The 26,119-nt window shown below is 72.1% G+C and carries 25 protein-coding genes; 11 read left to right on the top strand and 14 right to left on the bottom strand.

Annotated features, from left to right (window positions below):
- Positions 1-20: 20 nt before the first annotated feature.
- From ACFHWS_RS10355 to ACFHWS_RS10340, 4 genes are all read left to right on the top strand, one after another.
- On the top strand, positions 21-617 hold the full coding sequence (locus ACFHWS_RS10355; RefSeq protein ID WP_416568083.1) for a hypothetical protein: 597 nt from the start codon (positions 21-23) through the stop codon (positions 615-617).
- A gap of 31 nt (positions 618-648) precedes the next feature.
- Entirely contained in the window at positions 649-2,238 is a 1,590-nt protein-coding gene (locus tag ACFHWS_RS10350) for a hypothetical protein (RefSeq protein ID WP_416568082.1), read from the top strand.
- A 107-nt stretch (positions 2,239-2,345) separates the two neighbouring features.
- Complete coding sequence (locus tag ACFHWS_RS10345; RefSeq protein WP_416568081.1) at positions 2,346-3,629, top strand: S8 family serine peptidase; 1,284 nt, start codon at positions 2,346-2,348, stop codon at positions 3,627-3,629.
- On the top strand, positions 3,608-4,081 hold the full coding sequence (locus ACFHWS_RS10340) for a hypothetical protein (protein WP_416554022.1): 474 nt from the start codon (positions 3,608-3,610) through the stop codon (positions 4,079-4,081). The genes ACFHWS_RS10345 and ACFHWS_RS10340 overlap by 22 nt, the downstream gene beginning before the upstream one ends.
- Before the next feature lie 7 nt (positions 4,082-4,088).
- On the opposite strand, the gene ACFHWS_RS10335 is transcribed toward ACFHWS_RS10340, so the two are convergent.
- Genes ACFHWS_RS10335 through ACFHWS_RS10325 form a run of 3 tightly spaced genes read right to left on the bottom strand, consistent with a single transcriptional unit; the run spans position 4,089 to position 6,270 of the window.
- Positions 4,089-5,399, bottom strand: a complete 1,311-nt coding sequence (locus ACFHWS_RS10335; RefSeq protein WP_416554020.1) for an SseB family protein — start codon at positions 5,397-5,399, stop codon at positions 4,089-4,091.
- The gene (locus ACFHWS_RS10330) at positions 5,396-5,887 is read right to left on the bottom strand and encodes an SUKH-3 domain-containing protein (RefSeq protein ID WP_416554018.1); all 492 of its coding nucleotides are present in this window, start codon (positions 5,885-5,887) and stop codon (positions 5,396-5,398) included. Before ACFHWS_RS10330 ends, ACFHWS_RS10335 begins: the two co-directional genes overlap by 4 nt.
- Positions 5,887-6,270: a YwqJ-related putative deaminase gene (locus ACFHWS_RS10325; protein ID WP_416554016.1), complete on the bottom strand. Its 384-nt coding sequence runs from the start codon at positions 6,268-6,270 to the stop codon at positions 5,887-5,889. Before ACFHWS_RS10325 ends, ACFHWS_RS10330 begins: the two co-directional genes overlap by 1 nt.
- 204 nt (positions 6,271-6,474) lie before the next feature.
- Between ACFHWS_RS10325 and ACFHWS_RS10320 the strand changes: the two genes are divergently transcribed.
- The 3 genes from ACFHWS_RS10320 to ACFHWS_RS10310 are packed head-to-tail and all read left to right on the top strand — an operon-like array spanning position 6,475 to position 10,412.
- A complete protein-coding gene (locus ACFHWS_RS10320; protein WP_416554014.1) occupies positions 6,475-8,154 on the top strand; it encodes a right-handed parallel beta-helix repeat-containing protein in 1,680 nt (559 codons plus the stop codon).
- 3 nt (positions 8,155-8,157) lie between these two features.
- Complete coding sequence (gene eccE / locus ACFHWS_RS10315; protein WP_416568080.1) at positions 8,158-9,726, top strand: type VII secretion protein EccE; 1,569 nt, start codon at positions 8,158-8,160, stop codon at positions 9,724-9,726.
- The gene (locus ACFHWS_RS10310) at positions 9,723-10,412 is read left to right on the top strand and encodes a hypothetical protein (protein WP_416554010.1); all 690 of its coding nucleotides are present in this window, start codon (positions 9,723-9,725) and stop codon (positions 10,410-10,412) included. The genes eccE and ACFHWS_RS10310 overlap by 4 nt, the downstream gene beginning before the upstream one ends.
- 66 nt (positions 10,413-10,478) lie before the next feature.
- Here ACFHWS_RS10310 and ACFHWS_RS10305 read toward each other — a convergent pair whose 3' ends face one another.
- The 4 genes from ACFHWS_RS10305 to ACFHWS_RS10290 all read right to left on the bottom strand — a co-directional run bounded on the left by ACFHWS_RS10305 (position 10,479) and on the right by ACFHWS_RS10290 (position 14,717).
- Positions 10,479-12,014 (bottom strand): FtsX-like permease family protein, encoded by a 1,536-nt coding sequence (locus ACFHWS_RS10305; RefSeq protein WP_416568079.1) that lies wholly within the window; start codon positions 12,012-12,014, stop codon positions 10,479-10,481.
- On the bottom strand, positions 12,011-12,715 hold the full coding sequence (locus ACFHWS_RS10300; RefSeq protein WP_416568078.1) for an ABC transporter ATP-binding protein: 705 nt from the start codon (positions 12,713-12,715) through the stop codon (positions 12,011-12,013). The genes ACFHWS_RS10305 and ACFHWS_RS10300 overlap by 4 nt, the downstream gene beginning before the upstream one ends.
- On the bottom strand, positions 12,712-13,248 hold the full coding sequence (locus ACFHWS_RS10295) for a PadR family transcriptional regulator (protein ID WP_416568077.1): 537 nt from the start codon (positions 13,246-13,248) through the stop codon (positions 12,712-12,714). Before ACFHWS_RS10295 ends, ACFHWS_RS10300 begins: the two co-directional genes overlap by 4 nt.
- A 182-nt stretch (positions 13,249-13,430) precedes the next feature.
- Complete coding sequence (locus tag ACFHWS_RS10290; RefSeq protein WP_416554002.1) at positions 13,431-14,717, bottom strand: erythromycin esterase family protein; 1,287 nt, start codon at positions 14,715-14,717, stop codon at positions 13,431-13,433.
- A 104-nt stretch (positions 14,718-14,821) separates the two neighbouring features.
- Between ACFHWS_RS10290 and ACFHWS_RS10285 the strand changes: the two genes are divergently transcribed.
- Complete coding sequence (locus ACFHWS_RS10285; RefSeq protein ID WP_416568076.1) at positions 14,822-15,817, top strand: hypothetical protein; 996 nt, start codon at positions 14,822-14,824, stop codon at positions 15,815-15,817.
- On the opposite strand, the gene ACFHWS_RS10280 is transcribed toward ACFHWS_RS10285, so the two are convergent.
- On the bottom strand, positions 15,804-16,550 hold the full coding sequence (locus ACFHWS_RS10280) for a CPBP family intramembrane glutamic endopeptidase (protein WP_416554075.1): 747 nt from the start codon (positions 16,548-16,550) through the stop codon (positions 15,804-15,806). The two genes, ACFHWS_RS10285 and ACFHWS_RS10280, sit on opposite strands and share 14 nt — an antisense overlap.
- Positions 16,551-16,751: 201 nt before the next feature.
- Between ACFHWS_RS10280 and ACFHWS_RS10275 the strand changes: the two genes are divergently transcribed.
- A complete protein-coding gene (locus ACFHWS_RS10275) occupies positions 16,752-17,867 on the top strand; it encodes an FAD-binding oxidoreductase (RefSeq protein WP_416568075.1) in 1,116 nt (371 codons plus the stop codon).
- Positions 17,868-17,880: 13 nt separating this feature from the next.
- Here the strand turns inward: ACFHWS_RS10275 and ACFHWS_RS10270 are convergent, their stop codons facing one another.
- The gene (locus ACFHWS_RS10270; RefSeq protein WP_416568074.1) at positions 17,881-19,428 is read right to left on the bottom strand and encodes a peptide deformylase; all 1,548 of its coding nucleotides are present in this window, start codon (positions 19,426-19,428) and stop codon (positions 17,881-17,883) included.
- A gap of 333 nt (positions 19,429-19,761) precedes the next feature.
- Here ACFHWS_RS10270 and ACFHWS_RS10265 point away from each other — a divergent pair, with 333 nt between their 5' ends.
- A complete protein-coding gene (locus ACFHWS_RS10265; protein ID WP_416553994.1) occupies positions 19,762-20,553 on the top strand; it encodes a hypothetical protein in 792 nt (263 codons plus the stop codon).
- 46 nt (positions 20,554-20,599) lie between these two features.
- Here ACFHWS_RS10265 and ACFHWS_RS10260 read toward each other — a convergent pair whose 3' ends face one another.
- The 3 genes from ACFHWS_RS10260 to ACFHWS_RS10250 form a co-directional block, all read right to left on the bottom strand.
- Positions 20,600-21,142, bottom strand: coding sequence for a YbhB/YbcL family Raf kinase inhibitor-like protein (locus tag ACFHWS_RS10260; RefSeq protein ID WP_416553992.1), 543 nt, complete (start codon positions 21,140-21,142; stop codon positions 20,600-20,602).
- Positions 21,143-21,208: 66 nt separating this feature from the next.
- Entirely contained in the window at positions 21,209-23,431 is a 2,223-nt protein-coding gene (locus ACFHWS_RS10255; protein ID WP_416553990.1) for an MMPL family transporter, read from the bottom strand.
- Between the two features lie 43 nt (positions 23,432-23,474).
- Positions 23,475-24,059 carry a TetR/AcrR family transcriptional regulator gene (locus tag ACFHWS_RS10250; protein WP_416553988.1) on the bottom strand — a complete coding sequence of 195 codons (585 nt, stop codon included), beginning with the start codon at positions 24,057-24,059 and terminating at the stop codon, positions 23,475-23,477.
- 257 nt (positions 24,060-24,316) lie between these two features.
- Between ACFHWS_RS10250 and ACFHWS_RS10245 the strand changes: the two genes are divergently transcribed.
- A complete protein-coding gene (locus ACFHWS_RS10245; protein WP_416553986.1) occupies positions 24,317-25,117 on the top strand; it encodes a hypothetical protein in 801 nt (266 codons plus the stop codon).
- Positions 25,118-25,571: 454 nt separating this feature from the next.
- Here ACFHWS_RS10245 and ACFHWS_RS10240 read toward each other — a convergent pair whose 3' ends face one another.
- Positions 25,572-25,820: a hypothetical protein gene (locus ACFHWS_RS10240; protein WP_416568073.1), complete on the bottom strand. Its 249-nt coding sequence runs from the start codon at positions 25,818-25,820 to the stop codon at positions 25,572-25,574.
- Positions 25,817-26,056 (bottom strand): hypothetical protein, encoded by a 240-nt coding sequence (locus ACFHWS_RS10235; RefSeq protein ID WP_282232799.1) that lies wholly within the window; start codon positions 26,054-26,056, stop codon positions 25,817-25,819. The genes ACFHWS_RS10240 and ACFHWS_RS10235 overlap by 4 nt, the downstream gene beginning before the upstream one ends.
- Between the last annotated feature and the right edge of the window lie 63 nt (positions 26,057-26,119).

Below are 26,119 nucleotides of genomic sequence, written 5' to 3'. Positions count from 1 at the left end.
TGCGGCCTGGGGGAGGGATCATGGCGGACGACAGCTGGCTGGTCAACGAGACAATCGACGTCGATATCGAGCAGCTCGACGACTTCGCCCAGTGCGTGATGGCCGAGTTGCGGCTCAACTTCCAGCCGAGCCTGGCAAGCGGCATCAACCACATGCTCACCATCCCGGTGCCGTTCGGCGGGTCGGGGATGTCCGAGGGCCGGTTCTTCCAGGGCCGGCACGACGAGAACCGTAAGGCGGCTACTCTGCTGCTCGGCGAGGTGGCCAAGGGCCTCGCCTCCCTGGCGACCGCCGCCAAGTCGATCTCCGCCGAATACCTCGACGGCGACGCCCTGGTCGCGGCCGACCAGATGACCATTTACACCGCATTCTCCAATCTAGAAGGCGGCGAGACGCTCGACGATCTCTGGCAAGATCCGGAGAGCGGCGTCGAGGATCCGAGTCTGGTGGTCGATCCGGACGAGGAAAGCTCCTCCTACGCCCCCGAGGCGGCCGACCGGGACCTGTCGCTGTACGAGGCCGAGACGATCGGTGAGGGCGACGGTGCCTACGACATCCGCGCCGACGACGAGGACATGCACGACGATGAGCTCGACAGCCCGTCGGCCGAGCACTGAGCAGCGCGGATAGCGACGTCGAGGAGCGGGGATGTCTGACGAGTACTTCGGCTGGCAGCCGGTGTCGATCCCGTACGTGAACGCCGGGAACGACTACGTCGTCCACGACTACTCGGACCCGAACCAGCGCTACGAACCCACCGTCTGGGACAAGGAGACGACCAACATCGAGACGATGTGGGGTTGGATCCAGAACGAGAGCGACGAGCGGGTGATCGCCGTCGCCGACATGTGGCACCGGATCGGCGTGCTGCTCGACAGCACCCGCACCAACCTGCAGCGGTACGCGACGGCGCTGGCCGCCAAGTGGCAGTCACCGGCCGGTGAGTACTTCATGCAACGGGTGGGCGCCACCCTCTACTCCCTCGACGAGTGGAAGGAGGCCGCCGACAGCAACCGCCGTGGCCTGGAGCAGTTGGCCGGCAAGATCGAGTCGACCCAGCAGGAGTTCCGCAGCCTCTGGGAGCAGTACACCGTGGAGGCGGCCGACCCGGACAACGGCCTGCAGTGGTCCGACACGTACGACTGGATCCCGGGCACCACCGGCCGGACCCGCAAAGACGTGATGGACGACTACTTCGAGCGTGCCCGGGACATCATCAAGCCGTTGGCCGACATGTACATCGACGTGTACCTGAGCCACATCACCCGGGGCACCACCTTTCGGGGCCCGACCGACGCAGCGGTTGTCCACCCGTCGGTCGCTCCTCCCGGCGGCCCCGGGGCACCGCCGCCCGGCGCGCCGCCGGGTGGTGCGCCGGGCGCACCGCCCCGGCCGGAGTTCGCGGGGCGTGGCGAGCCGCCCACCGCTCCCGGGCTGGACCGGGGCGCACCGTCACCCACGCCACCACCGCCGGTGCCGGACGGGCTGCACCTGGCTGGGGGCACCGTCTCCCCGCCGACCGCGCCTCCCCCGGTGCCCAACCTCCCGCAGACCGGTGCCGGCCCGGCGCCGAGCCCGCCACCGGCGGTAGTGCCACCCGGCGTCACCCCCGGGCCACGACCAGGGGCACCGGGGGGCAACCGACCCGGAGCACTGCCGCCGGGTGCGGACCGCCCGAGTTCTCCGCTCCGGCCGGCGCTGCCCGGGGCCGGTGGTCCGCCGCCGAACAACCCGGCCAGCCGACGTCCGGCACCGCAGCGCCCGTCGCTGCCCGGCAGCACCGGACCCACGCCGGGTGGCTCCCGGCCGCCGGGGCCGAGCGGCCGCCCGGCCGGCGGCGGCACTGGCCGGCCGGCTGCCCCGCCGCCCAGCCTGGGCGGCCCACGCAGCCGCCCCGCCGCCCCGACCACCGGCGCTGCCCGGCTACCGCAGCCGGCCGCACCCGGCTCCGCCGGTCGGCCGGCCCCGGCTGCTCCACGGCTGTCCGGCCGGGCCGGGCCGACGAAGCCCGGCGGGGTCGCCAAGGGCCCGGGTCCGGTGCTGGGCGGGCAACGCGGCCCCGGCCCGGCCAGCGGCACCGGTCGCACCAGCCGCAGGACCGACGACCGGCAGCAGACCTGGGAGTACGGCGACGGTGACGACGAGCTGTGGCAGATTGACCCGGCGGCTCCCGGCACCATCGACACCCCCGACGAGAAGCCGCCGCAGCAGCAGGTCCGGAGCCTGGGCCAGCGATGAGGCCGGCAGACGGCCGAGCTGAGCCGGACGAAGCACCCGACGCAGTATCATCCGGGCACAGCGCCGGGTCGCCCGGCGACTACCCGACGGAGAGGTGTGCTCCGCCCATGCGTGCTTCCCGGCGGTTACTCGGCCTGGTGGCAGCCGGGCTGCTCGGGCTGCTCGGCACGGCGTCGCTGCCCGCCGGGCCGGCGCAGGCCGACGAGATCCGGGACCAGTCCTGGCATGTCGAGGCGATGCGGCTGCCCGAGGTGCACCGGATCACCCAGGGCGAGGGGGTGACCGTCGCGGTGGTCGACACCGGCGTTGACGCCTCCCACCCCGACCTGCGGGACAACGTACTGCCCGGGGCCGACCTTCACGACCGCGACAGCAAGGGCCACGTCGACCGGCGCAACCACGGCACCGGGATGGCGTCGCTGATCGCCGGGCACGGGCACGGGCCCGGCGGCCGTGACGGGGTGCTCGGGGTGGCGCCGAAGGCCAAGATCCTGCCCATCACGCTCTCCAGCCCGAAGACTGAGATCATCCTCCCCGAGTCCATCGCACTCGGGATCAACTGGGCCGTCAACAGCGGTGCCGACATCATCAACGTCTCGCTCACCGGATCGTCCGACCCGGCGCTGGAGCAGGCGGTCGAGAACGCGTACCGGCGCGGAGTCATCGTCGTCGCCGGCATCGGCAACCGCCGCGACATGCTGATCGGCCAGCCGGCCTACAGTGCGTGGACCATCGCGGTGACCAGCAGCGGGCGGGACGGTGGGCTCAGCCCGGAGTCGATCCGCGCCGAGCAGACCCACATCGCCGCGCCCGGCGAGGACATTGTGCAAGCGTCCGCTGGCGGCGGCTACTACACGATGGACGGCGCGAGTGCAGCGACCGCGTTGGTGTCGGGGGCGTTCGCGCTGCTCAAGGCACAGTATCCGGACGAGGACCAGGGCAGACTGTTCCAACGGCTGGTCGGTACGGCGTACGACGCCGGGCCGCCCGGCAAGGATCTCGACTTCGGCTGGGGCATCCTGGACATTCACGCCGCGCTCACCACCGAGCCGGACGATCGGGCCAGCCCACGGCCGTCGCCGACCGCCAGCGACCCGGTCGCCTACCTGCCGCCCGAGCCGGGCTACGAGTTCGGGCTCGACGAACTGATCGGCATGCTGATCTTCTTCACCATCCTCGGCACGCTGGTCACCGGTGTCGTGCTGCTGATCCGGTGGCTGCGGCGCCGGGCGAGACGTCCGGCGGCCGCCCGGGACGGCCCACCGCCGGCGACCGACGTCGGTGCATCGTTGGTGCCGGCACCGGCCGCCCAGGCCGGGCCCGACCAGCCAACCGGGGGCGAGCCGCCGACCGCCGAGGACGATTCGGTATGGCGTCCACCGAGCCGGTGAACGTGCCCCGGCGAGCCGCCGGCCCCGTCGCGCCCGCCGCCGGCCGGCGGCGGCCGGTGGTCGTTGTGGCCGCCGTACTGCTGACGGCTCCTACCGCTGCCCTCTGGCTGGTCGCCGGTCTCGCCTTCCTGGTCGTGACCTACCAGGCCGAGGGTGACGCGAAGTTCCTACTGTGGATCATCGCGTTCGCGATTCTCGGGCTCTGCCTGCTGCTGGTCTTCATGACCCTGGCCGGCATGCGGATCGTCTGGGTCGCCGGGCCGAACATGCTGCGGGCCCCGGCCGGGTTCACCGCCGGGCTGCTCCTCGTCGTCCTGGGCGGCCTGCTGCTGTTCGGCAAGATCGAATACCACCCGACGATGCTGCTGCCGATGGTCGTCGGAGCGCTGGCCGGACTGGCGGTGATCCTGCTCGCCACTCCGCCCGCACGGCACTGGCTGGCCGACCGGTAGCCGCCGATCAGCCGATGCTTGCGGCCGGCGGCTGGTCGGCCGGTGGCGGGTCCACCGGCAGCCAGCGTCGACCGCTCCGGTCGAAGCGGGCCAGCAGCTCGTCACTGCCGTCCTGGTGCAGCACGTGCAGCTCGGCCCCGTCCGGCACGGCCAGCGCCCGCTGCTGCGGCCGCTCGTCGAGCCAGGTCGCCGGGGTGTCCGGGCCGGGTTCCCACCGTACGACCGGAACCCACTCGTCGGCGGCGGCGAAGGGCGACTCCGGCCCGAGCAGGCCCAACCGGGCGTACAGCCGCTTCGGGGTGTCCCGGCCGGGGCCGTGCCAGCGGTGCACCGGGCCGGCCATCCGGTCGTAGCCGTCCGCCACGTACGCGTGCAGGTGGCGGTGCGCAACGACCAGCTGCATCCGGACCGGAAGGTTTGGATCTGCCTCGACAGCCTCGGCCTGGTCCGCCTCGGTTGGATCCGTCTGGGCCACGTCGACCTGGTCCGTCTCAGTCACGGTCCGGCGCAGTTCGTCGAGCCACCGGCTGACCTGCCGGACCGCCTCCCCGGGAATGCTCACCGCCGACGCGGTGCCCGGGTCGACGGCGAGCTGCCAGCGCGGGTCCGGCCAGTTCGCGAAGAGTCGCACGCTGGAGGCGACGACCGACGGCAGCGGCACGTCGAACACCTCGGCCAGCATCGCCGGGGAGGTGAAGACCGGCACCGACGGCTGGCCCGCCTCGTCCGGCAGACACCACCAGGGGAACCGGGGGTCGGCCAGGTCTCGTACGGCGGTGTCGGGGTCGGCTTCCGGCGGCATCGGTACGGTGAACTCGGCGCGTAACAGGGCGGCCATCACCGCGTCCGGGTCCTCGGCCGCGACAGCGGCGCGCAGCGCCCGAGCGATGTCGCCTGCATCGGGCGACGGTGCCAGCTCCCGCAACTGCCCGGCGGTGATCCGGTGGGCGATCGGCAGTCCCGGGTCGACCGCCAACCACCAGTTGTCGTCGGGGATCGTGGCGACCACCTCGGCCAGGGTGACCGTCACGTACCGTACCGACTCGCCCGGCAGGCCGGCGACGATGGCCTGCGGCGAGGTGAAGGCCAGCACGTGTGGTGCGCCGTCGTGTTCGACGGTGGGCCAGGCGAACGGTGCCTGCCCGGCGGCGGTCTCGGCCGACACCGGCAGCAGCAGCGGCCCGGTGCCGAGCGCCGCCAGGTAGCCCGCCAGGTCGGTGGCGGCGGCCATGCCCGCCTCGGCTGCGGTGGCCGGTCGCCACCCGGCCGAGGCCGACTCGGACAGCGGCTGCGACCCTGGCTCCGGGTCGGCGGTCACCAGCTGCCGTCCTCGGCGAGCCGGTGCGGCCGTTGACCGAGGATCAGTGCGGTGACGGCCTGTTCCACCGACCGGCCGAGAAACCAGTCGCCGCCGTGGTCCAGCACGAACACCCGCTGTCGGGCGTCGATGGCCAGGATGCCGGTGCCGTCCGCCTCGACGCCGAGCGGGCTGACCGGCACGCCCAGCATGTCGGCGAGTACGGCGAGGGTGGCGACGGTGTGCACGGCGCGCAGCGGATCGAGGTGGACCGTGCTCGGCGCGACCGCCTCGCCAGGGCCGTCCGGTTCGACGTACAGGCCGCCGAACTCGGCGTACGCCTCGATCGCGGGACCGACCACGGTGTGCTGCCGCCCGTCGGGTCCGGCGTGCCCGACGACCCGCAGGGCCCAGTCACGGCCCCGCTGTTCGTCGCGCCGGCCGGGCTGCCAGCCGGCCCGGGTCAGGGCGGCCAGCACCGACGGCGGAAACCGGTCGTCGCCGGCCATCAGAGCGCCTCCACCCCGAACCAGTCGAGCAGCTGGCGGCAGGACCGGCACGGGGCGACCGCCGTGCCGTGGGCCGGATCGTCCGGCTCGCGGATCAGGGAGACCCGGATCCGGGCACCCCACAGTGCCGCCCGGGCCGCAGCCGGCGACAACTCGGTGCCGGGCTGGCCCGGCTGTACGGCGTACAGCCGGTCGGAGATCAGCACCGGCTCGGCGCACCGGCCGACGGAGCGTTCCCGCTGGCTGACCGGAAGTTCGTCCAGGATCCGCCGGACCAGCGGGTGCAGCTGTGGGAGATGGTCGCCGCGCACCGAGGTGTGGGTGTGGACCTCGCCGTCGACCAGCAGAGCGGCTGCCGTCAACGGCAGCATGCGTACCGCCACCACGCTCTCCTTCGCCGTCCGGTCGAAGCCTGCCGGGGCCGGTCGGGGCCCTGGGATTCCGCCGTAGAGCGTAGACAACCGGTGCCGGTCGCTGCTGCCAACGACAGGCCCGCGCGGCGACGCGGTCGTTCACCGGACACCCTGTCTGGTGGTGCTGCGATATCGTCGGAATCCCCTGTCCCACCGTGTACGAAGCCCGGAGCGATGACGCGCACCCTCTTGGTCAGTCCGGACCAGCCCGGCGCCTATCCGTCGATCGGTGACGCGCTCGCGGCGGCGTCCGACGGGTCGGTGGTGGCCGTCGACCCCGGCACCTACTACGAGGCGTTGTTCATCAACGATCGACAGATCACTGTGGTCGCCGCGCAGGGTGCCGGGTCGGTGACCGTCGACGCCTCAGCCGGCCATTACCCGACTGTGTCCGCCAACGGCGGCACCCTCGAACTGCGTGACCTGGTGCTGCTGGCCGGCGACGCGCCGGCGGTGGCGGTCGACCGGGCCCGGCTGACGATGACCGGCTGCCAACTGCGGGCCGGGTTCGGGGCCGGCGTCGTGATCGGCAACCGGTCGAGCTTCACGCTGACCCGGTGCACGGTCACCGGGGCGCGGCACGGCCTGGTGGTTGAGGATTCGGACGGCGACGTCGACGGTTGCGAGTTCACCGACCTCGCCGAGGACGGCGTGATCGTGCGGATCGGGGCCGCGCCCACCATCCGGGCGTCGACCATCACCGGCTGCGGCAACCGGGGCGTCTACGTCTACCAGCACGGCCGTCCGGTGTTGGAGACGTGCGAGATCTCCCGGACCGGCGGGGCCGGGGTGGCGGTCGCCCACCAGAGCGCGCCGACGCTGCGGCGCTGCCGGATTCGCGACACCCGCGGGCCGGCGGTCTCCTTCGGTCGTGGCTGTGCGGGCAGTGTCGAGGAGTGCAGCACCGAGAACACGGCGACGCCGGCGTTCGACATCGCCGACGGTGCCGAGCCGACCATCGTCACCGGTACGGCGAGCCGGCGTGCGGTGTTCGGCGCGGCCGCCGCCGCGTCGGCCGGCGGGCCGGACACCGCCCGGACCGAGGAGTTGCTGGCCGAGCTCGACGCGATGGTCGGCCTGGAGTCGGTCAAGGATGAGGTGCGCGGGCTGATCGACGAGATCCAGGTGAACGAGTGGCGGCGCGGCGCGGGCCTGCCGGTCAGCGCGGTCAGCCATCACCTGATCTTCGCGGGCGCGCCGGGCACCGGTAAGACGACGGTGGCCCGCATCTACGGTGAGCTGCTGGCCGCGCTGGGGGTGCTGTCCGGCGGGCCGTTCCGTGAGGTGTCCCGGCGCGACCTGGTCGGGCAGTACCTGGGCCACACGGCGGAGAAGACGGCCGCCGTGTTCGAGCAGGCCAGAGGCGGGGTGCTCTTCGTCGACGAGGCGTACACCCTGTCCCGGTCGTTCGGCAGTGGCGGGGATTTCGGTCAGGAGGCGATCGACACCCTGGTCAAGCTGATGGAGGATCACCGGGACGAGATCGCGGTGATCGCCGCCGGCTACACCGGGGAGATGCGGCAGTTCCTCGACGCCAATCCCGGCCTGGCGTCCCGGTTCGCCAGGACGATCGAGTTCGGCAACTACACCCCGGAGCAGTTGGTGGTGATCGTCGAGCGGATGGCGGCGAACGACGAGTATCTGCTCGCCGCCGCCGTGCCGGAGGTCCTTTTCGGACACTTTTCGACGGTGCAACGGGACGAGAGCTTCGGCAACGCCCGCGAGGCGCGCAAGCTCTTCGAGGGGGTACGCAAGGCGCAGGCGCAGCGGCTGCGCCAGTCCGGCCAGCGGCCCAGCCTGGACGAGCTGCGTACGGTGACCGAGGCCGACGTCCGTACGGCGACCGGACGCTGAGCGATGACGACCGACCCCGGCCCGTCCGCCGACCAGTCGCCGGGCGCACCGGCGGGCTGGCAGCAGTGGGCACCGCCCCGACAACGTGACGCCGCGCCGATGCCCGCGCCGGCGCCGCCACCCGCAGCCGCACCGCCGACCGTGGGCGTGGCCGCTTCGGCCCCCACCTCGGAGCTGCCGACGGTCCGCGCTGCCGGACTGTCGGGGCAGGTCGCCAGGCTGCCGACCGGGCAGGTCGCTGGCCGGTCGGCGGCCGCTCCTGCGACGGCGGCGCGGGCCGCCGTGCCGATGTCACCGACCGTGTCAGGATCGGGCGGGCCGACGGCGGACATGATCTCCGGAGTCACCGGGTCGGCAGCGGCGACATCGATCCCGGCGACGGCGTCGGGCAGCCGGATCCGGCCCCGGCGGGTCCGCCCCGGCACCGGCCCGTTCGCCATCGGGCAGTTGGTCTACTGGCAACTGGCGGCGACGGTCTTGCTCGTCGCGTACCAGCGGGGGCCGGTCGTGGCGTTGGTGACGGCGGCGGCGCTGGCGCTGTTGCTGGCACCGACGGTGGTCCGGCTGCGCGGGCGGTGGCTCTACCAGTGGATGGCGGTGTGGTTGCGGTACCGGCTGCGGCCCCGGCGGCTGCCGGCCGGCGGCGGCAACCGGGCGACGGGCCTGCTGCGGTTCGTGGAGCCGACTGCCATAGTGGACGATGTTTCGGTCAGCGGCCGGACGATGGCGACGATCAGTCACCGGGGTGGCGTCTGCGCCGTCCTGGAGCTCGACCCTGCCGACGGTTCGCTGTTCGTCGGCTCGGCACTCAGTCTGCCGTCCCCGGCGGCGCTGCTGCCGGTGCCGGATCCGGCCGCCCCGCCGACCTCGGTACAGCTGCTCGTCCAGGTCGCGGCGGCCCCCCGCGCGCACACCGGACGAGGGCTGGTGGAGCGTTCCTACCGGGAGCTGACCGGCGGTGACGTGCCGGCCCGTCGGCGGGCCTGGTTGGTGCTCCAGGTGATGCGTACACCGGACGGTTACACCGATCGGGCGCTGGCACCGGCGCTGATGTCGTCGGTCCGGCGGGTCCAGCGCCAGCTGAAACAGGACCGGGTGCCGGCCCGGCTGCTGGGCGGCGACGATCTGCTGACCGCCGTCGGCTACCTGGCGCAGCTGCCCAGCCGGCCGGACGGCGGCAACGTCTACGGCACCGCCAGCAACCGGGTCGCCGGCGAGGAGACCTGGCAGGCGTGGTGGAGCGGCGAGGTGCCGCAGGTCTGCCGCCGGCTGCTGCGCTGGCCGGAGCTGCCGTGGCAGCTGGACGACGTGTTGCGGCAGCTGCCGATGGTCGACACGGTGGTGTCGGTCGCCGTCGCCCGGGAGTCGGGGCATCCGACCGAGACCGCCGTCGCGGACGTGACGGTGTCGGCCGCGGTCCGGCTCACCGCCGCCGACGTGACGACGCTGGCCGTCGGCGACCAGGCCCTGACCGAGGCGGTACGCGAGCGCGGCGGGCTCACCGAGCGGATCGACGGTGAGCATGTCCGTGGGCTGGCCGCCACCCTGCCGCTCGGGGGGTTCCTGCCGTGACGGGTCCGTTGTCGATCATTCCGCCGACCGGCCTGCACACCGCCGATCTCGAAGCACTCGGCGACGTACGGTTGCGGGCCGGCGGCGACGGCATGGTCGTCGGGCGCAACCGGCAGGGCGGGCCGGTCGCGGTGCGGCTGTTCCGCCCGGAACCGACCCGGCTGCTGCTGGTCGGCGGGCTGCGCTGCGCGCAGCTGTTGGCGCTGCGGGCGATGGCGCTCGGCGCGCACCTGTTCATCCAGACGGCCCGCGAGCCGGACTGGCAGGGGTTTCTGCACCAGTGTGGTCTGGGTCAGGAGTCGGCGTCCTTCCTGCCGCCCGGCGCCCAGCCGCCGCCACCGCCGTCACCGGCGCATCCCCAGCTGCTGGCGGTGGATATCGGCCCGGCGATGGGCGGCACGCCGGAGGTGGGGGTGCCGTGGCGGACGACGATGGTGGTCCGCAACGACGTGGGCAGCTGGGATCTCGACCCACTGGTCCGCAGCGACCTGGTGGTGCTGCAGCGGTTGACCGCCGCCGAGGCGGCGCTGGTGGCGTCGGCGTTGGGATTCACCGAGGCGCAGAGCTGGTTGACCCGGATCCATCCGGAGATGGTCGGCCTGGTCAGTCAGGGCCGGCTGCAGTGGGTGATGCTGCATCCGACGTCGATGGAGTCGGCGCTGCTCGGCCCGGTCGGCCGACCCTGATCAGGCTGACCGGGCCGACCGCGCCGTAGCCGGTCAGATCTGCCGAGCGTCAGACATACCGAGCCGTCAGGTCTGCCGGAGCTCCGTCAGGTCGGTGGCTCTACGCAGGAACAGCAGGCCGACGCCGACCGTGGCCAGGGCGGCCACCATCGTGCCGGCGCCGAGCAGCGCCAGGTCGTCGAGCGGCACCGGCACCGGCACAGTGATGCCCGGATGTTCGATCGTCCGGCCGTACTCCGTCCAGTCCTCGGGGGTGCGACAGGCGTCCACCGCATCGCAGAACGTGGCGGTACGCGGCCCGGAGGAGACCTCCGTACCGAGAGCCCGGGCCATCATCGTGCCGGCGGTCAGCGCCACCAGAGTCGCTGGGAGCAGCGGCGTGAGGGTCTGTACCAGGACGGAGCGGGCCAGCACCGCGCGCGGCACGCCGGTGGCGACGAGTGCCGCGTTGGCGCGGCGACGCTCCACGATGCCTTCGACGACCGCGACGGCCAGACCGGCGGCGGCGATCGCCAGGCCCACCAGGACCGCAATGTGCACCAGGGTGACCGCGTTGAAGTAGAAACTGTTGTCACTCGGGCTGTACGGCTGGCCGCTCTGTTCGGCGAGGATCCGGTGGACCCGGTCCCGGCTGCCGAACTCGGCCGCCAGGTAGGCGCTGAAGCCGGCGGTGCCGGCACCGAACAGGACGCAGGCCAGCAGCCCGGCGAAGGTCCGTGCGCCGTGCCACGGGTCGGCGGTCAGCCGCCGGGCGGCGAGCAGGGTCGCGGGGCGGCGGGCGACTCGCCGCAGGAACCGTCCGGTCGCGTACGAGATCCAGCCGGTGCCGGTGGCGACGCCGATCGCGATGGCCAGCGCCCCGGCGAACGCGATGACCGCAACGCCCCACAGTGGGGCTTCCCGGCCGGCAGCCCAGTCGACGAGCGGCCGGAACAGGAAGGTCACCACCAGGCCGCCGAGGATGAGCAGGCCGGGCCACCGCCCGGGCCGCCCTGCCCGGCGCCGGCGCTGCACGCCGAGCGGCGACACGACGACCGTACGCAGCAGTGCGGCGGCGACCGCGGTCGCGAGCAGCGGGATGCCGGCCACGATCAGGATCAGCGACCAGACCGGCGGCAGCACGTCGGTGGGTAACGGCAGCAGGCCGTGCTCGTCCGGACGGTGCAGCAGCCGCCGGCCGGCCAGGTACCCGGCCAACCCGGTGACGGAGCCGAGCGCACCGGCCAGCCCGGTTTCGGTGGCGGCCAGCGCCCGGACCTGACCGGGGGTGCCGCCGGCCAGCCGGATGGCGGCGAGTCGCTGGTCCCGGGCGGGCGCGCCGAGCCGGGCGCACTGCCCGGCGAGGGCCAGGACCGGGATCGCCAGGAGGAACAGGGCGATGGTGACGCCGGTCCGCAGCTCCGCCTCGGCGATCAGCGCCGGGCCGTACTGCGGGGACCGGTTGGATCTTCCGTCCGGGACGGTCGGTACGGCGATGACCGTGGCGGCGGCGAGGAAGGTGACGGTGGTGAGCAGCGCGGCGGCGGCGGTGAGGACGATCCGTACCGTGTCGGTGCGGGTGCCGACGAGGCCGAGCCGCAGCAGGGTGGCCGGACGGATCACGACCGGGCCGTCCGGGTGACGACCGGGCCGAGCCCGGCGGGGTCGATCTCGCCGTCCCGCAGCATGATTTCCCGGTCGGCGTACCCGGCGACCCGGGGGTCGTGGGTGACGAGCACGACGGAGGTCCGCTGCTCGCGGGCGACCCGGACCAGCTGGCCGAGGACCTGCTCGCCGGTCAGGGTGTCCAATGCGCCGGTCGGTTCGTCGGCGAAGAGCACCCGAGGTTCGGTGATCATCGCGCGGGCCAGCGCGCACCGCTGCTGCTGCCCGCCGGACATTTCGCCGGGCACGGTGTCGGCCTGCTCGGCGACGCCGAGCCGGTCCAGCCAGGTGAGCGCCGCGGTCCGTGCTGCTCGCCGCCCCGTGCCGGCGAGCAGCAGCGGAAGCGCGGCGTTCTCCGCTGCGGTCAGCTCGGGGACGAGCTGACCGAACTGGAACAGCACCCCGAGTTCGGTACGCCGCAGCACGGCACGGGCCGACTCGGAGAGCAGGTCGATGCGCTGGTCGCGGTAGTGAATCTCACCGGCGTCCGGGCGCAGGATGCCGGCGAGGCAGTGCAGCAGGGTGGACTTGCCGCACCCGCTGGGTCCGGTGACGGCGACGATCTCACCTTCGGCGACGTCGAGGCTGACGCCGCGCAGCGCCGGGGTGGCACCGTACGCGCGGACGACCCCTCGGCCGGCGAGCAGCGGACTGTTCACTGACGTACCTCCCGGTGCAGATCGGCGACGCGGCCCACGGTGGTGTCCAGCCAGCGCAGGTCGGCGTCGAGGTGGTTGATCGCGTAGTCGGCGGCGACGATCTCGCCGAGGGTGGCGTCCGGGGCGGTCTTGGTGCGGGTGAGCTCCCGGATCCGCGCGGCGTGTGCCGCGCGCTGGGCGGCCAGGTAGCGCCGGGCCCGCTGCGGGTCGTCGATCAGCAGCGCGACGACGACCTTGGCGAGCAGCGCGCTGGTGACATACGGGGCGGGCGGTTCGACCGCGTCGAGCCAGCCGTCGAGGGCGGTCCGGCCGGCGTCGGTGAGCGTGTACGAGGTGCGGTCGGGGCCGGCGGCGCGGTCGCGCCGCGCCTGCTCGACGAGGCCGTCGCGTTGCATCCGGCCGAGGGTGGCGTAGACCTGGCCGAACGCGATCGGTTTGGCGCGTGGCAGCCGCTGGTCGTGGTCGCGCTTCAGCTCGTAGCCGTGCCGGGGGCCGCGGGAGAGCAGCCCGAGGAGCACGTGGACGGTGGACACCAGGCAACTATTCACTGAGCGAATAGCTGCCGTCAAGTTCCCCACCGGGACACGCCGACCACGGGGTTACACACCCGGCTGCGCGAGCGGCACCGGCTGCTGGCCGTGCTGGACGCGTTCGGCACACCCCGGCGGGCACTTGGCTGGGCGGTCGTCTGGCAGCATCTGGTGCCGGGTGATGCTCAGACGCCGGACGGGAAGGTCTCCGGTTCACGCAGCTCGACATGCGGGGTCCGCAGCGGGCGCACCCCGCGGCTGCGGTCGAACCAGAGGAACGCGTCGTAACGGTCGCCGAGCACGGTCGGCACGTAGTTGCCGCGCCGTTCCATGTTCGACTGGTAGACCACCCCGATCGCCCGGTGGTCCAGCTCGTCGGTGAGCAGGTCCGGTCTGCCGTCGGCGGGGAAGACGAACAACGACTCGGCCGGGGCCGCGACGGAAAGGATCGCTTCCAGCGACCCCGGCCGGGCCGGCGGTACGGGCATCAGCCGCATCGGCGCCCCCCAGGTGTCACCGGCCACCACCGTTCCCCGGTAGGTACCGAAGCCGACCAGGACCACCCGGTCCCGGCCGTACCGCTCGCGGGCCAGCTGTCCGATGTTGACTTCGCCGAGTTCGGACATGTCGGTGGCCCGGGCGTCGCCGACGTGCGTGTTGTGCGCCCACACCACCGCGCGGGCGTCCGGTCCGTATCGGTCGAGCAGCCGGGCGAGGGTGTCGTCCATGTGCCGGTCCCGGACGTTCCAGGACAGCCGGCCACCGGACACCAGCGCCCGGTAGTAGCGTTCGGCACCGGCCACCACCTCGGCGTTCTGCCAGGCACCGAAGCTGCCGGCCCCGTCGGCGGCGGCGTCGCGCCGCAGCCGGACCAGCAGGTCGATCACCTCCGCCTCGCAGCCGGCGGGCACCAGCCGCAGGGCGGTCGCGTAGTCCTGCGGGTCCTCGCCGTAAGGTTCGAAGCAGCGGTACGCGTCGAGCGCCGCCGGCACCTGGTCCGGTCGATGTTCCCGCAGGTAGACGAGGATCTCGCGGAGCGACTCCCACAGCGAGTAGACGTCGATCCCGTGGAAGCCGACCCGGGCGGATTCGCTGACCGAGTCGTTGTGCCGGCGCAGCCAGCGGCAGAAGTCGACCACCTCGTCGTTGGCCCACATCCAGGTGGGCCAGCGTTCGAAGGTGGTCAGCGCGTCGCGCGGGTCGCGGGGGGCGTCGAGCCGGCCCCGGACGCTGCGGTCGACCCGGTCGCAGTCCGGCCAGTCTCCTTCGACGGCGACGAAGGAGAAGCCGTGCTCGGTAATCAGTCGGCGGGTGACGGCCGCCCGCCAGCCGTAGAACTCGTGCGTACCGTGGCTCGCCTCGCCGAGCATCACCACCCGCGCGTCGGCGGCCCGTTCGATCAGCGGGTCGAGGTCGTCGGCGTCGACCAGCGGTCGCGCCAGCGCGGTGATGTCCGCGGCATATCTGGCCACCGGGCCCGGGTACCCGGGCGTTACCGGCACAAACCCCGTCAGCCGGGGCCGCTGGAACCGGCGAGGCGGGTGTTGCGGGCGGGTTCGGGCTAGGCTGCCTGAGCATGGAGGAGCAATCGCCGGACGCTGAGCCAAGGCGGTCCCGCGCCCCACGGGCCAGGACGCCGAAGGCCGGCTCCACGCCGCCCGCCGCCATCGCTCCCGTGCTGTTCCAGCCGCCGCCGAACGCGAGCGCGGCCGGCAGCGCCGAGGGCCCTACCAAGAAGGCCGCGCCAGCGAAGAAGGCGACTCCGACGAGGAAGGCCGCGCCGACGAAGACCGCCGCGCCAGCGAAGAAGGCCGCCGCCAAGAAGACCGCGCCAGCGAAGAAGACCCCAGCGGCGAAGAAGACCCCAGCGAAGAAGGCCGCGCCGGCGCCGGGTCCGGTCGGCGCTCCCCCGCCAGGTCCGGTCCCCGGCGGTACGCTGCGGCACCTGCTGACGCGTCCGGCGTACGCGCCGGAGCTGCTCGCCCTGGCCGCGGTGGAGCGGATCGGTCCGGCGGCGCGGGACTGGGCGGCCCGGCTACGCGACGACTACCCGGCGGCCAGCGACGACGCTCTGGCCCGGCTGGCGGCCCGGCGGTTCACCCGGCTCGCCGGGGCCGGCGCGGCGGTCGCCACCGCCGGTGGGCTGCTCGGCCCGGCCCTGGAGCTGGTGACGCTCGGCTGGACGCAGGCCGCGGTCACGCTGCACGTGGCGGCCGCGTACCGGCATGATCCGACCGACCGGGACCGGGCGGCGGAGCTGCTGGCTCTCACCGGTATGCAGCCGGACGTCGCGGCGGCCCACGCGGCGCTGAACGCGGCGGGCCGGCCGGCGGCCGACGGCGATGAGGATCCGGCGTTGCGGCTGCTCGACGGCGCGCAGCGGTTCACCGAGGCGGTGAGCCGGTTGACCGACGGCGGTTGGGCGCTGCTGCGGTTGCCGGCCCGGTTCCTGCCCGGTGGGCGGGCGCTGGTCGCCTGGTCGGGCGACACGCTGCTGCTGGAGCGGCTGGCCGCGCGGGCGAGCGCCCACTACCGGCCGGTCACACCGGCTGCGCCGGTCACAGCCAGCTGAACCAGCCGCGGGGCAGCAGCGCGTAGCCGACGAACGCGACAACGTCCAGCAGGGTGTGCGCGATGATCAACGGCATCACCCGGCGGGTACGCAGGAAGAACAGCGACAGCACCACACCCATGATCACGTTGCCGAGGAACGCCCCGAAGCCCTGGTAGAGGTGGTAGGTGCCGCGCAGCAGGCAGCTGGTGGCGATGACCGCGCCGATCCGCCAGCCGAGTTGCCGCAGCCGGGTCATCAGGTAGCCGACCACGATCACCTCTTCCAGGATGGCGTTCTGCGCGGCGGCCAGGATCAGCACCGGAACCGTCCACCAAAGCTGTGGTAGCGCGGCCGGGACCAGGCTGGCGTTGAGCCCGAGCAGCGCGGCGATCCAGAACAGTCCGAGTCCGGGCAGCCCGATCGCGGCGGCCAGGGCGGCGCCCCAGGCCAGGTCGCGCAGCGGCGACCGGGTGTCGAGTCCGAGCCGGGCGCGGGCGTCGGCCCGGTCCCGGCTGAGCAGGTGGACCGCCAGCAGGACCGGCACGAGGGCGAAGAAGATCCCGAGCAGCTGGTACGTCAGGTCGAGCCAGGGGCGGGCCGACTGGGAGGCGTTCATGGTGGCGGTCTGCTGCCCCAGCGGCCGGTCGGCGGTCAGTCGCGCGGTGATGGTGACCAGGGCGTAGATGGCGGACTGGCCGAGCGACACGCCGAGGACCAGGAGCACCTCGGCGCGCAGCAGGCGCGGCGGCAGCGGGGCCGCCGGGTGGGCGTCCGGGTTGCTGCTGGCCGGTGGTGGCGTACCGGTGAGGTCGACCGTCACCGGACCACTGTGCCCGAGCGGGTACGGCAGAGCAATGTCGCACATCGGGTACGTCGACTCGCTACTAAGAGTACTCACCCTGGAACCCAGTGGTACGGCGTCAGTGGCGGCACGGTGACGGGGAAGGCCTCGATGAGCAATCTCGCGCAACTGTTGAAGGAGAGCTGGGTGCTCGTCGAGGAGGAGCACGACCAGGTAGCTGGCTACTTCTACGCCCGGCTGTTCCTGGACCGGCCGGATCTGCGGCAGCTCTTCCCGGTGCAGATGGATACCCAGCGGCGCTGTCTGATCGAAGCTATCGTCTCTGCCGTCGGCTCGATCGACGACCCGGAGCAGTTCGCCGACTATCTGCAGTCGCTCGGCCGGGCCCACCGCAAGTTCCATGTGCAAGCCGCGGACTACGCCGCGTTCGGCGACATGCTGCTGGAGGCGCTGCGGACCGTCGCCGGTGACCGGTGGAGCGTCGAGTACGACGAGGCATGGGGCGCCGCGTTGGAACTGCTCACCACCAACCTGGTCATCGGCGCGGAGAGCGACCCGAACCCGGCGTTCTGGCACGCCGAGGTGCTCGACCACGAACGCCGGGGCGCCGACGTCGCCGTGCTGACCTGCCGGCCGCTGCAGCACCGGCTGGAGTACCAGGCGGGGCAGTACGTCAGCGTCGAGGTGCCGCGATACCAGCCGAGGCTGTGGCGCAGCTACTCGATCGCGAACGCGCCCCGGGCGGACAACACGCTGGAGTTCCACGTCCGGGCGGCGGCGGCCGGCTGGGTGTCCAGCGCGCTGGTCCGCCGGGTCCGCCCCGGTGATCTGCTGCGGGTGGCGGCCCCGATGGGTGCCATGGTGCTGGACCGGGACTCGCCACGAGACATCGTCTGCCTGGCCGGTGGGGTCGGTTTCGCCCCGGTCAAGGCCCTGATCGACGAGCTGACCCGGTACAACCGCAGCCGCTGGGTGCACGTCTACCTGGGCGGGCGGACCCGCGACGACCTGTACGACCTGGCCGAGTTGAGTCGGCTCTGCGCCGCCTACCCCTGGTTGAACGTGGTGCCGTGCTGCTCGGACGACCCGGGTTGGACCGGGGAGCACGGCGAGGTCGCCGACGTGCTGGCCCGCTACGGCCCGTGGTACGAGCACGACTTCTTCGTCGCCGGGTCGGCCGGCATGGTCCGGTCGAGTCTGCGTCGGCTGGCCGAGCTCGACGTCCCGGCCGACCAGATCCGCTACGACAGCTTCGGCGACGTGTGACCGTTCCGCCCGGTCAGTACACCCAGGGCCGGCCGCTGTCCCGGTACTCCTCGACCGGCACCAGGCTGGTCCCCGGTGCCATCCGGTCGACGTACAGCCGGCCCTCCAGGTGGTCGATCTCGTGCGCGACCAGCCGGGCCATCGCCCGTTCGAAGGACGTGATCACCCGGCCGCCGTCGAACCGGGAGTGTTCGACGTCGACCCGCAGCGGACGCGGCACCAGCCCACGCACGTCGAAGTAGGACAGGCAACCCTCGTACTGGTCGTCGGTCTCCACCGAGGTGTCGACGACCCGCGGGTTGAGCAGCGCCAGCGGCTCGGCTCCCGGTTCCGGCGCCCGGACCAGGGCAGCGGCCCAGGGCAGCCCGATCTGCGGTGCGGCCAGACCCACCCCCTTACCGAACGGGTGCAGCTCGTCGAGCCGGGCCAGCATGGCCCGCAGCCGGGCGACGGTGTCCAACGCCACCGCCTCGTCGGCCGGCAGCTCGAACGGCTGCACCTGCTGCCGGAGCATCTCCGCGCCCCGCTGCACGATCCCGATGGCCCGCATCCGTTCGCTGGCCCGCGGTTCCGGCCGGGTCCCGGTCCCGGCCGGTGACCCGGCCTGCCCGCCGCTGTGGGGCGGTGGCCCGGACCGGAACCGCCACTCCAGCCGGTACCGGGCGTTGAGCAGCGGCGCGTCGGTCGACCACTCCAGCACCGACCGGCCGTTCACCCGATGCCGGCGCACCGGCGTACGCAGCGGGGCGTCCTCCGCCGACAGGGACGTCTCAACCCCCCACACCTGGGGGTCGAACGCTTCCGGCAGATCCAGCCGTACGGTGAGCTGCCGGGTGGGCAGCCGGACGGCGCGTTGGAACCACTGCCCCCACTTCTCCTGACCGACCCGGTAGGTGTACTCGATGCTGGTGCGCTGCCCCGGGTACAGCGGGAACCGGCCGTCGGAGTTTTCGAACAGCAGCCAGACCTCTTTGAACGCGTCGCGGTCGTGCTTCTTGCGCCACTGCATCGGCTCCTGGTGCCCGGGGGTTCCGCAGAAGGCGTGCAGGTCCAGCTCGACGAAGGTGAGCGGGTGTTCCCGGTGGTGCCGGTTGGACCGGTCCGGGTCGTCGGGGTACCGGTCGACGGCGACCCGGACCAGGTAGCGGGTGACCGGGTCGGTGCCGGCGTTGTAGAGGGCCCGCCGGATCGCGCAGTGGTAGTAGCCGTCCCGGTAGGCGAGGGTGGCCACCTCCTGCTCGACGATCAGGCCGGTGCCGGGCGGCATCCACTGTTCGGGCACCGGTGGGTCGCGCGGCGGGGCGCTGGTACGGCTGTGCCGCAGTTCGTCGTACTCCTGGTAGCGCTGCCAGATCGCGCCGCCGGCGCCGAGCACCGCTTCGGCCCGACGGGCGAAGTCCTCGGTGGGGCGGTGCCGGCGTCCTTCGACGTGGCTGATGTACGACGGGTCGAAGCCCATCCGGGCGGCCAACTGCTTCTTGGTCATCGCCCGGTCCAGACGCCACTGGGCGAGCTCGGCCGCGAAGGTGTCCGCGGCGCGGTCGATGGGCGAGCTGGTCATCGCAAGGCGTCCCCTCAGGCCGGATCCACAGTCTGCTTTCCGACTCGTACCCCCGGTCGAATTTGGCGCGTTGCCGACAGAGCACTTGACATCACAGTTCGGAGCACTCTGTGAAATTTTCCCATCACTCACCGGCACGGAGTGTCACCACCCCGACTGGAAGTTTCGCCGATACTCTGGTTAGCCTAGCCTTAGCAAGCTAGGGTGAACCGTCGGCGGCTGTCGGAAGGATCGAAAGGTGAGAACGTTGAGGCGAGGGACGTGCGACCCGGTTGACCACGGGAGCGCCACCTCCTTCTCGGTTGCCACCACCCCGATCGATGGTTGCTCATCGTGACCGCCGTCATAGACCCCCGGGCCCGCGCCGCCGCTCCGCTGGCCCCGATCACCGCCACGCTACGCACCGCGTTCGGCACCGACGACCTGCCCGGCCTGCACGCCGGTCTGCTCGTCGACGACCAGACTGGCTGGCTGCCCGCCACCGAGCTGATCCACGGCGACCAGCTGCCCCGGATGCTCGACTCGGCCGCCCGGCGCTGGCAGGCGAAGCGGCACGCCGCCGCCGCCCTCGCCTGGAAGGCGTACAGCTACTGGGTGGCGCTGCCGGTCGCGCTCGGCTGGGCGTCGGCCCGCCGGGTGCCGCTGATGCGCGCCGACGACGTACTGCTGCGGATGGACGACGACGGCCCGCTGGTCGACGTCGGCCTGCGCACCGGAATTCCGGTGGCGGTGCTGCCGCACGACCCGATCGCGGCGGCCGGGCTGCCCGAGGTGCTGGTCGTGGCCGACGAGGCCGAGCTGCTCCGGGTCCTGCGGATCTCCCTGCTTGACCAGCACATGAGCCCGCTGCTGGACGAGATCCACAGCCGGGTGAAACTCGGCCCGCGTACGCTGCTCGGCTCCCTGTCCTCCGGCATCGCCTACGCGGTGCTGCAGGCGGCCGACGCGCTGCCCGGCTCGTCCGCCGCCACAATCGGCACACTGCTCGACGCGCTCGACATCGGCGACCTGATCGACCTGGTGCCGGGCGAGGACGGGGCCGTCACGGTGCAGCGACGGACCTGCTGCCTGGCGTTCACCCTGCCCGACCCGAAGATCTGCCCCGGCTGCTGCATCCGCCCGTGACCCCGCGCCGCGCGGCCGGTGGGCACCGGCCGCGCAGGGGTAACGGTCAGCCCGGCTGCTGGTAGGTGGCCGTCAGCCTCGCCCGGGCGAGGGTGTGGAAGGCCAGGTTGAAGCCGACGTATGCCGGGGTGGCCGTCGGGCCGAGGTCGAGCCCTTCGACGTCGAGGGCGTGCACCGCGAAGATGTACCGGTGCGGCCGGTCACCGGCCGGCGGTGCGGCACCGTCGTACCCGGCGTTGCCGAAGTCGTTGCGTACGCCGAACGCGCCCGGCGCCGCCTTCGCCGGGTCACCGCCGGCGCCCTGCGCCAGCTCGGTCACCGACGCCGGCAGGTTGACCAGCAGCCAGTGCCAGAACCCGCACCCGGTCGGCGCGTCCGGGTCGAAGCAGGTCACCACGAACCCCTTGGTCGACGCCGGAAAGCCCGACCAGGACAGCTGCGGGGACAGGTTCGCCCCGCCGGCTCCTGTGAAGACGTGGGCCGTCGGCAGCGGCCCGCCCTCGGAGAGATCGGTGCTGGTCAACGCGAACGAGTTGACCGGCGGAAGCAGGTCGTACGGATCAGGTGCGATCGGTCGGTCCAGGTTCATGCCAGGCATCCTGCCGCACCCGGCATCGGTACGCAGCACAGCGCACCGATGCCGGGTGTCATCGGGTCAGGACCGGTCGGCTCCGCTGCCGACCAAATCGGCGTCGCGTCGCGCGGCCAGCCGGGCCCGCAGCTGCTCGCCTTCGATGTCCACGTTCGGCATGATCCGGCTGAGGAAGCCCGGCAGCCACCAGGCGGCCGGGCCGAGCAGTGACATCACCGCCGGCACGATCGTCATCCGCACCACGAACGCGTCGATCAGTACGCCGATCGCCAGTGCGAAGCCCATCGACTTGATCACCGGGTCGTCGAGCAGCACGAACCCGCCGAAGACCGAGATCATGATCAGCGCGGCGGCGGTGACCACCCGGGCGCCGTGTCCCATCCCGTTGATCGTGGCCTGCACGGCGGTGTCACCGTGCACGAAGTCCTCCCGCATCCGGGAGACCAGGAACACCTCGTAGTCCATGGCCAGGCCGAACAGGATGCCGATCAGCAGGATCGGCAGGAAGCTGACCAACGGGCCGGTGGTGTCCAGACTGACCAGCCCGGACAGCCAGCCCCACTGGAACACCGCCACGGTGATACCGAACGTCGCGCCGACGGTCAGCAGGAACCCGACGGCGGCCTTCACCGGCACCAGGATCGAACGGAACACCAGCATCAGCAGCAGGATCGACAGCCCGACGACCAGCAGCAGGTAGACCGGCATCGCCTCGGCGAGCTTGTCGGACACGTCGATGCCGACGGCGGTGGCTCCGGTCAGGGCCACTGCGGCCGAGCCGTCGTCGTCCGGCGCCAGCCCGAGTACGGCGATCTCGTCGCGGATCCGCTCGACGAGCTCCTCGGTCTCGGCCTCGGTCGGGCCGGTCGCCGGGATGACCGCCAGAATCGCCGTCTGCCCGTCCTGGCTGGGCTGCGGCGGCGCGACCATCAGTACGCCGTCGAGGCCCTGCACCGCATCGGTGATCTGACCGGCGGCGGCGGTGGCGGCCTCCGTCGAGTCACCGGAGACAACCATGATCAGCCGGCCGTTGAAGCCGGGCCCGAACCCGGCGGTGGTCAGGTCGTACGCGGTCCGTTCGCTGCTGCCGACCGGCGCGGTGCTGGCGTCCGGAAGCGCGATCCGCATGTCGGCGGCGGGGATCGCCAGGGTGCCGAGGCCGGCCACGCCGAGCACGATCACCGGGATCCGCAGCTTCACCATCAGCCGGGCCCAGCGGAACCCGAAGGACTCCTGGATCTCGTGGGTGGTCGGCGCCTCGGCCGCGTCGACGGCCCGCTTGCGGCGCGGCAGCACCCGGCGGCCGGCGTAGCCGAGCAGCGCCGGCTGCAGGGTGATCGCGACCAGGACGGCGACGCTGACCGTGGCGGCGGCGGCCAGACCCATCACGGTCAGGAACGGGATGCCGACGACGGCGAGCCCGGCGAGGGCGATGACCACGGTGGCGCCGGCGAACACGACCGCCGAGCCGGCGGTGGCGACGGCGCGGGCGGCCGCCTCCTCCGGTTCCAGCCCTTCGAGCAGGTGCTGCCGGTGCCGGGAGGTGATGAACAGCGAGTAGTCGATGCCGACCGCGAGACCGAGCATCAGCGCCAGCACCGGGGCGGTCGAGGTGAGGTCGACGATGCTGCTCAACGCGAACAGGCCGGCCATGCCGGCGCCGACACCGATCAGCGCGTTGAGCATCGTCATTCCGGCGGCGACCAGCGAACCGAAGGTGATGATCAGGACCACCAGGGCGATCGCCACGCCGATCGCCTCCTGCGAGCCGACGTGCGGTTCGGTGTTCATCACCTCACCGCCGTGGGCCACCTGGAAGCCGGCGTCGCGGGCCGGTTCACCGACCGACTCGTACGCTTCGCGCTGCTCAGCGGTGACCTCGTCGGTGGGGGCGGCGAACTGCACGTTGATCAGCGCGTACCGACCGTCCGGAGAGACCGACCCGGTCTGGAACGGGTCGAGCGCGGCCACCACCCCGGGCAGTTCGTTCGCCTGCCCGACGACCGCGAGTACCGCCGCCTGGCCCTCGGCGGTGGTGAGCTGCTCCCCTTCGGGCGCGGCGATCACGATCGCACCGCCGGCTCCGCTGGCCTGGGGGAACTGCTCCTGCAGCAGGTCCAACGCCTCCTGGGACTCGGTGCCGGGGATGCTGAAGTTACTGACGGTCGGCCCACGGAAGGCGAGCGCGGCCGAGCCGAGCGCCACCAGGGCGATCAGCCAGATCGCGACGACCAGGTGTCGCTTGCGAAAGGCGGTCCGGCCGAGCCGGTATAGCAGGGTGGCCATGCGGCATCCTCTGTCGTGTCGGGCGTTACGGAACTTCGGGTCTTCAGCTGGCGCCGGGCCTCGGATGGTCAAGGGTCCGGTCGATCACCTGGCTCAGCAGCGGGCGGAGCCGGTCGGCGTCGAGGTCGAGGTGTTTGGAGCTGGCGGCGGCGACCCCGGCCAGCACCACCAGGGCGGCGAACCGGTCCTCCAGGCGTCCGGATCGACCGGTGAGGGCGTCGAGCAGCCGGTCGATCATCTGTTCCAGGTCGCAGAAGGCGGGTTGGTGCAGCATCTGCGGGATCTCGGCGTAGAGCACCGCGATCTGCCGCTGGTAGCGCAGGCAGAGTTCGATGAAGCCGTCGATCGCCGTACGGCGGGCGGTCTCGTCGTCGAGTCCGGCCAGTTGCTGGTCGAGTTGGGCAAGGCTGGCGACCGCCGGGTTCATCAGGGCGGCGAGGATCGCGTCCTTGCTGTCGAAGTGGTAGAGCAGGGACGCCTTGGCGCAGCCCACCTCGGCGGCGATGTCCTGAAGGGAGGCACCCCGGAAGCCGACCTCCGCGAAGCGCTGGGCGGCCACGTCGAGGATCTGTTCGCGTAGTTCGGGCCGGCCTGCGCCGCCCCGGCCGGCCTGCGTCACCTTGCTCACCTCCGTTCCTAAGGTCACCTGTCGCAACCAAGGATGCCGGAGCCAACCCGGGAATCCTGACCGATCGGTCAGAAGGTGAAGCAGCTCACACAAACGGCCCGCTCAACCTCGATCTCGACCAGCAGATCGCACCCGAAGCGGGTGGAAGCCTGACGAGAACCTGATGAGAGTTGTTAAGAGTCCGACCCGAAGATGGAAGCGGCGCAGATCAATCATTTGTCGCGGTCTTGCTGTGTGTTGCTTGATAGCCTGAGGTCGTGTCGGCCACCGTGGATCCACCGCCGCCGCGTACCGATTCGTCCATGCCCCGGCAAAAGATCAACTGGGTCGACCGACTCATTCAGGCGGCGGCCGTCGCCGGGTCGATCGCCGGTGTCGCGTCCTTTTTTACTGAGCACCCCACTGCGGGGCTGCGGCTCATCGCGGGCAGCCTGCTCGTCGGCGGGGTCGCGCTCGCTTTCAGATGGCGTACGGCCGGCGGCCCTCGCTTTGGTTTCACCAGCGCGCTGGTGCTGGCGCTGATCGGGGCGGGCCTCTTCGGTTGGTCGGCGCGGCCGGACGCGGCACGGGAGGCCGGCGCGCCGGCACCGAGCTCGACCAGGACCACTGCGTCGAGTTCGTCGGGTTCGTCGCCAACCACTGCCGGACCGGATCCCGCGACCGGCGGCACATCGGTGACGGTGCACCGGGCAGAAACCATCGTCCCCCTCTCCGCGACATCGGAGATCGACCTCGACTCACTCGCCCCGGACTGGGACGTCACGGGCTACGACGAGACGGGCCGGGCCGATCTGCGGTTCAGCATCAGCGGCCTCGACGCGATCAACAACGCCGAGCTACGGGAGGCCGCCGGGGACGGCCCGGAGCTCTGCCAGCAGGCGACGGCGCAATACCGGCTGACGTTGGACGAGGACCTGCCCGATACCAGGTACACCTGCGCGATCACCAACGAGGACCGTTTCGCCTCGGTGCGGTTCAACCGCGAAGACGTCCGGATGGGATACACCGTCTTCAGTTGGATCAACCTGACGATCACGGTCTACAACCGCGCCGCCTGACCACCGCCCGACCCGGCGGCCGGGCGAGGTTACGACCCGTCGGGCCAAGGCAGACGATAGAGTCCGTCACGTTGCACGAATATCTCCCGCCGCTCGGCGGCATCGCCGGACCTGTCAAGCACGTAACCCGTGACCCAGAGCCAGCCCTCGTACGTCGGCTCGGGGTCGACCGAGATGACTCGGAACCTCAGCCTGCGCTCACCAGCGAACTGCACACTGGCCTCACCGCCGACCACCAGCACGTCACCCGGCCTCGGCTCGGGCGCACGGAGCAGCCGACTACCCGCCACGCCGATCCGCCAACGGATATGTCCTACGCCCGCAGTCCGGACACCATCGCGACTTCACCTTGAACGACCACAGCCCGGCGCAGAAGCCCAGCAACGCCGCACTGAACAGCGCCCCGATGTCCCACATCGTTCCGTCCCTTCCAAGAGATGACGATTCCAAGCGGTCACGCGTCGTCGAGTGACACGGGCTCGCCGCCGTTGGCCTGCCACCGGGCAAGGATCTCGGCGACGATCCGGCGGGCACCGGCCTCACCGTGCTCGGCCTTCAAGTCCTCGAAGCTCCACCGCAGCGTGAGAGCCACCTCGGCCGCTTCGTCGGTTTCGCACTCTCGGGTGGAGTAGGCGTCGTCGGCATCGGCATCGGCATCGGCCTTCGGACCCAACTCGCTCGCACCGTCGTCCACCAGGCTCACAACCCTGCCGGTACGCGGTAGCCGACCATCTGGCCGTAGGTCATCAGCGGACGCAGCGTCGGAGTGAGCATCGTCGGCTCGGACGACCAGCGGTGCCCACGGTTGCCCGCCAACCGCCGCTGCCTGGCCGCCGCACGCTCCTGGTCGAGCCGGGCCAGGCGCTTCGACGCCGCCGACCGCCCGTCCCGCCACTCCCGCCACCGCACCACCAGTTCACGAATCATCTCGACGATCACTGCTCTCTCCTTCTCAAGATCGTTTTGGTGTTACCCAACCGATCAAGCTCAGGGCGCTACACC

This window comes from Micromonospora sp. LOL_013, from assembly GCF_048060315.1.
Classification (GTDB): domain Bacteria; phylum Actinomycetota; class Actinomycetes; order Mycobacteriales; family Micromonosporaceae; genus Micromonospora_E.
Note: the sequence above shows the minus strand (reverse complement) of the source record. Positions and strands in the feature narration are given on the sequence as shown.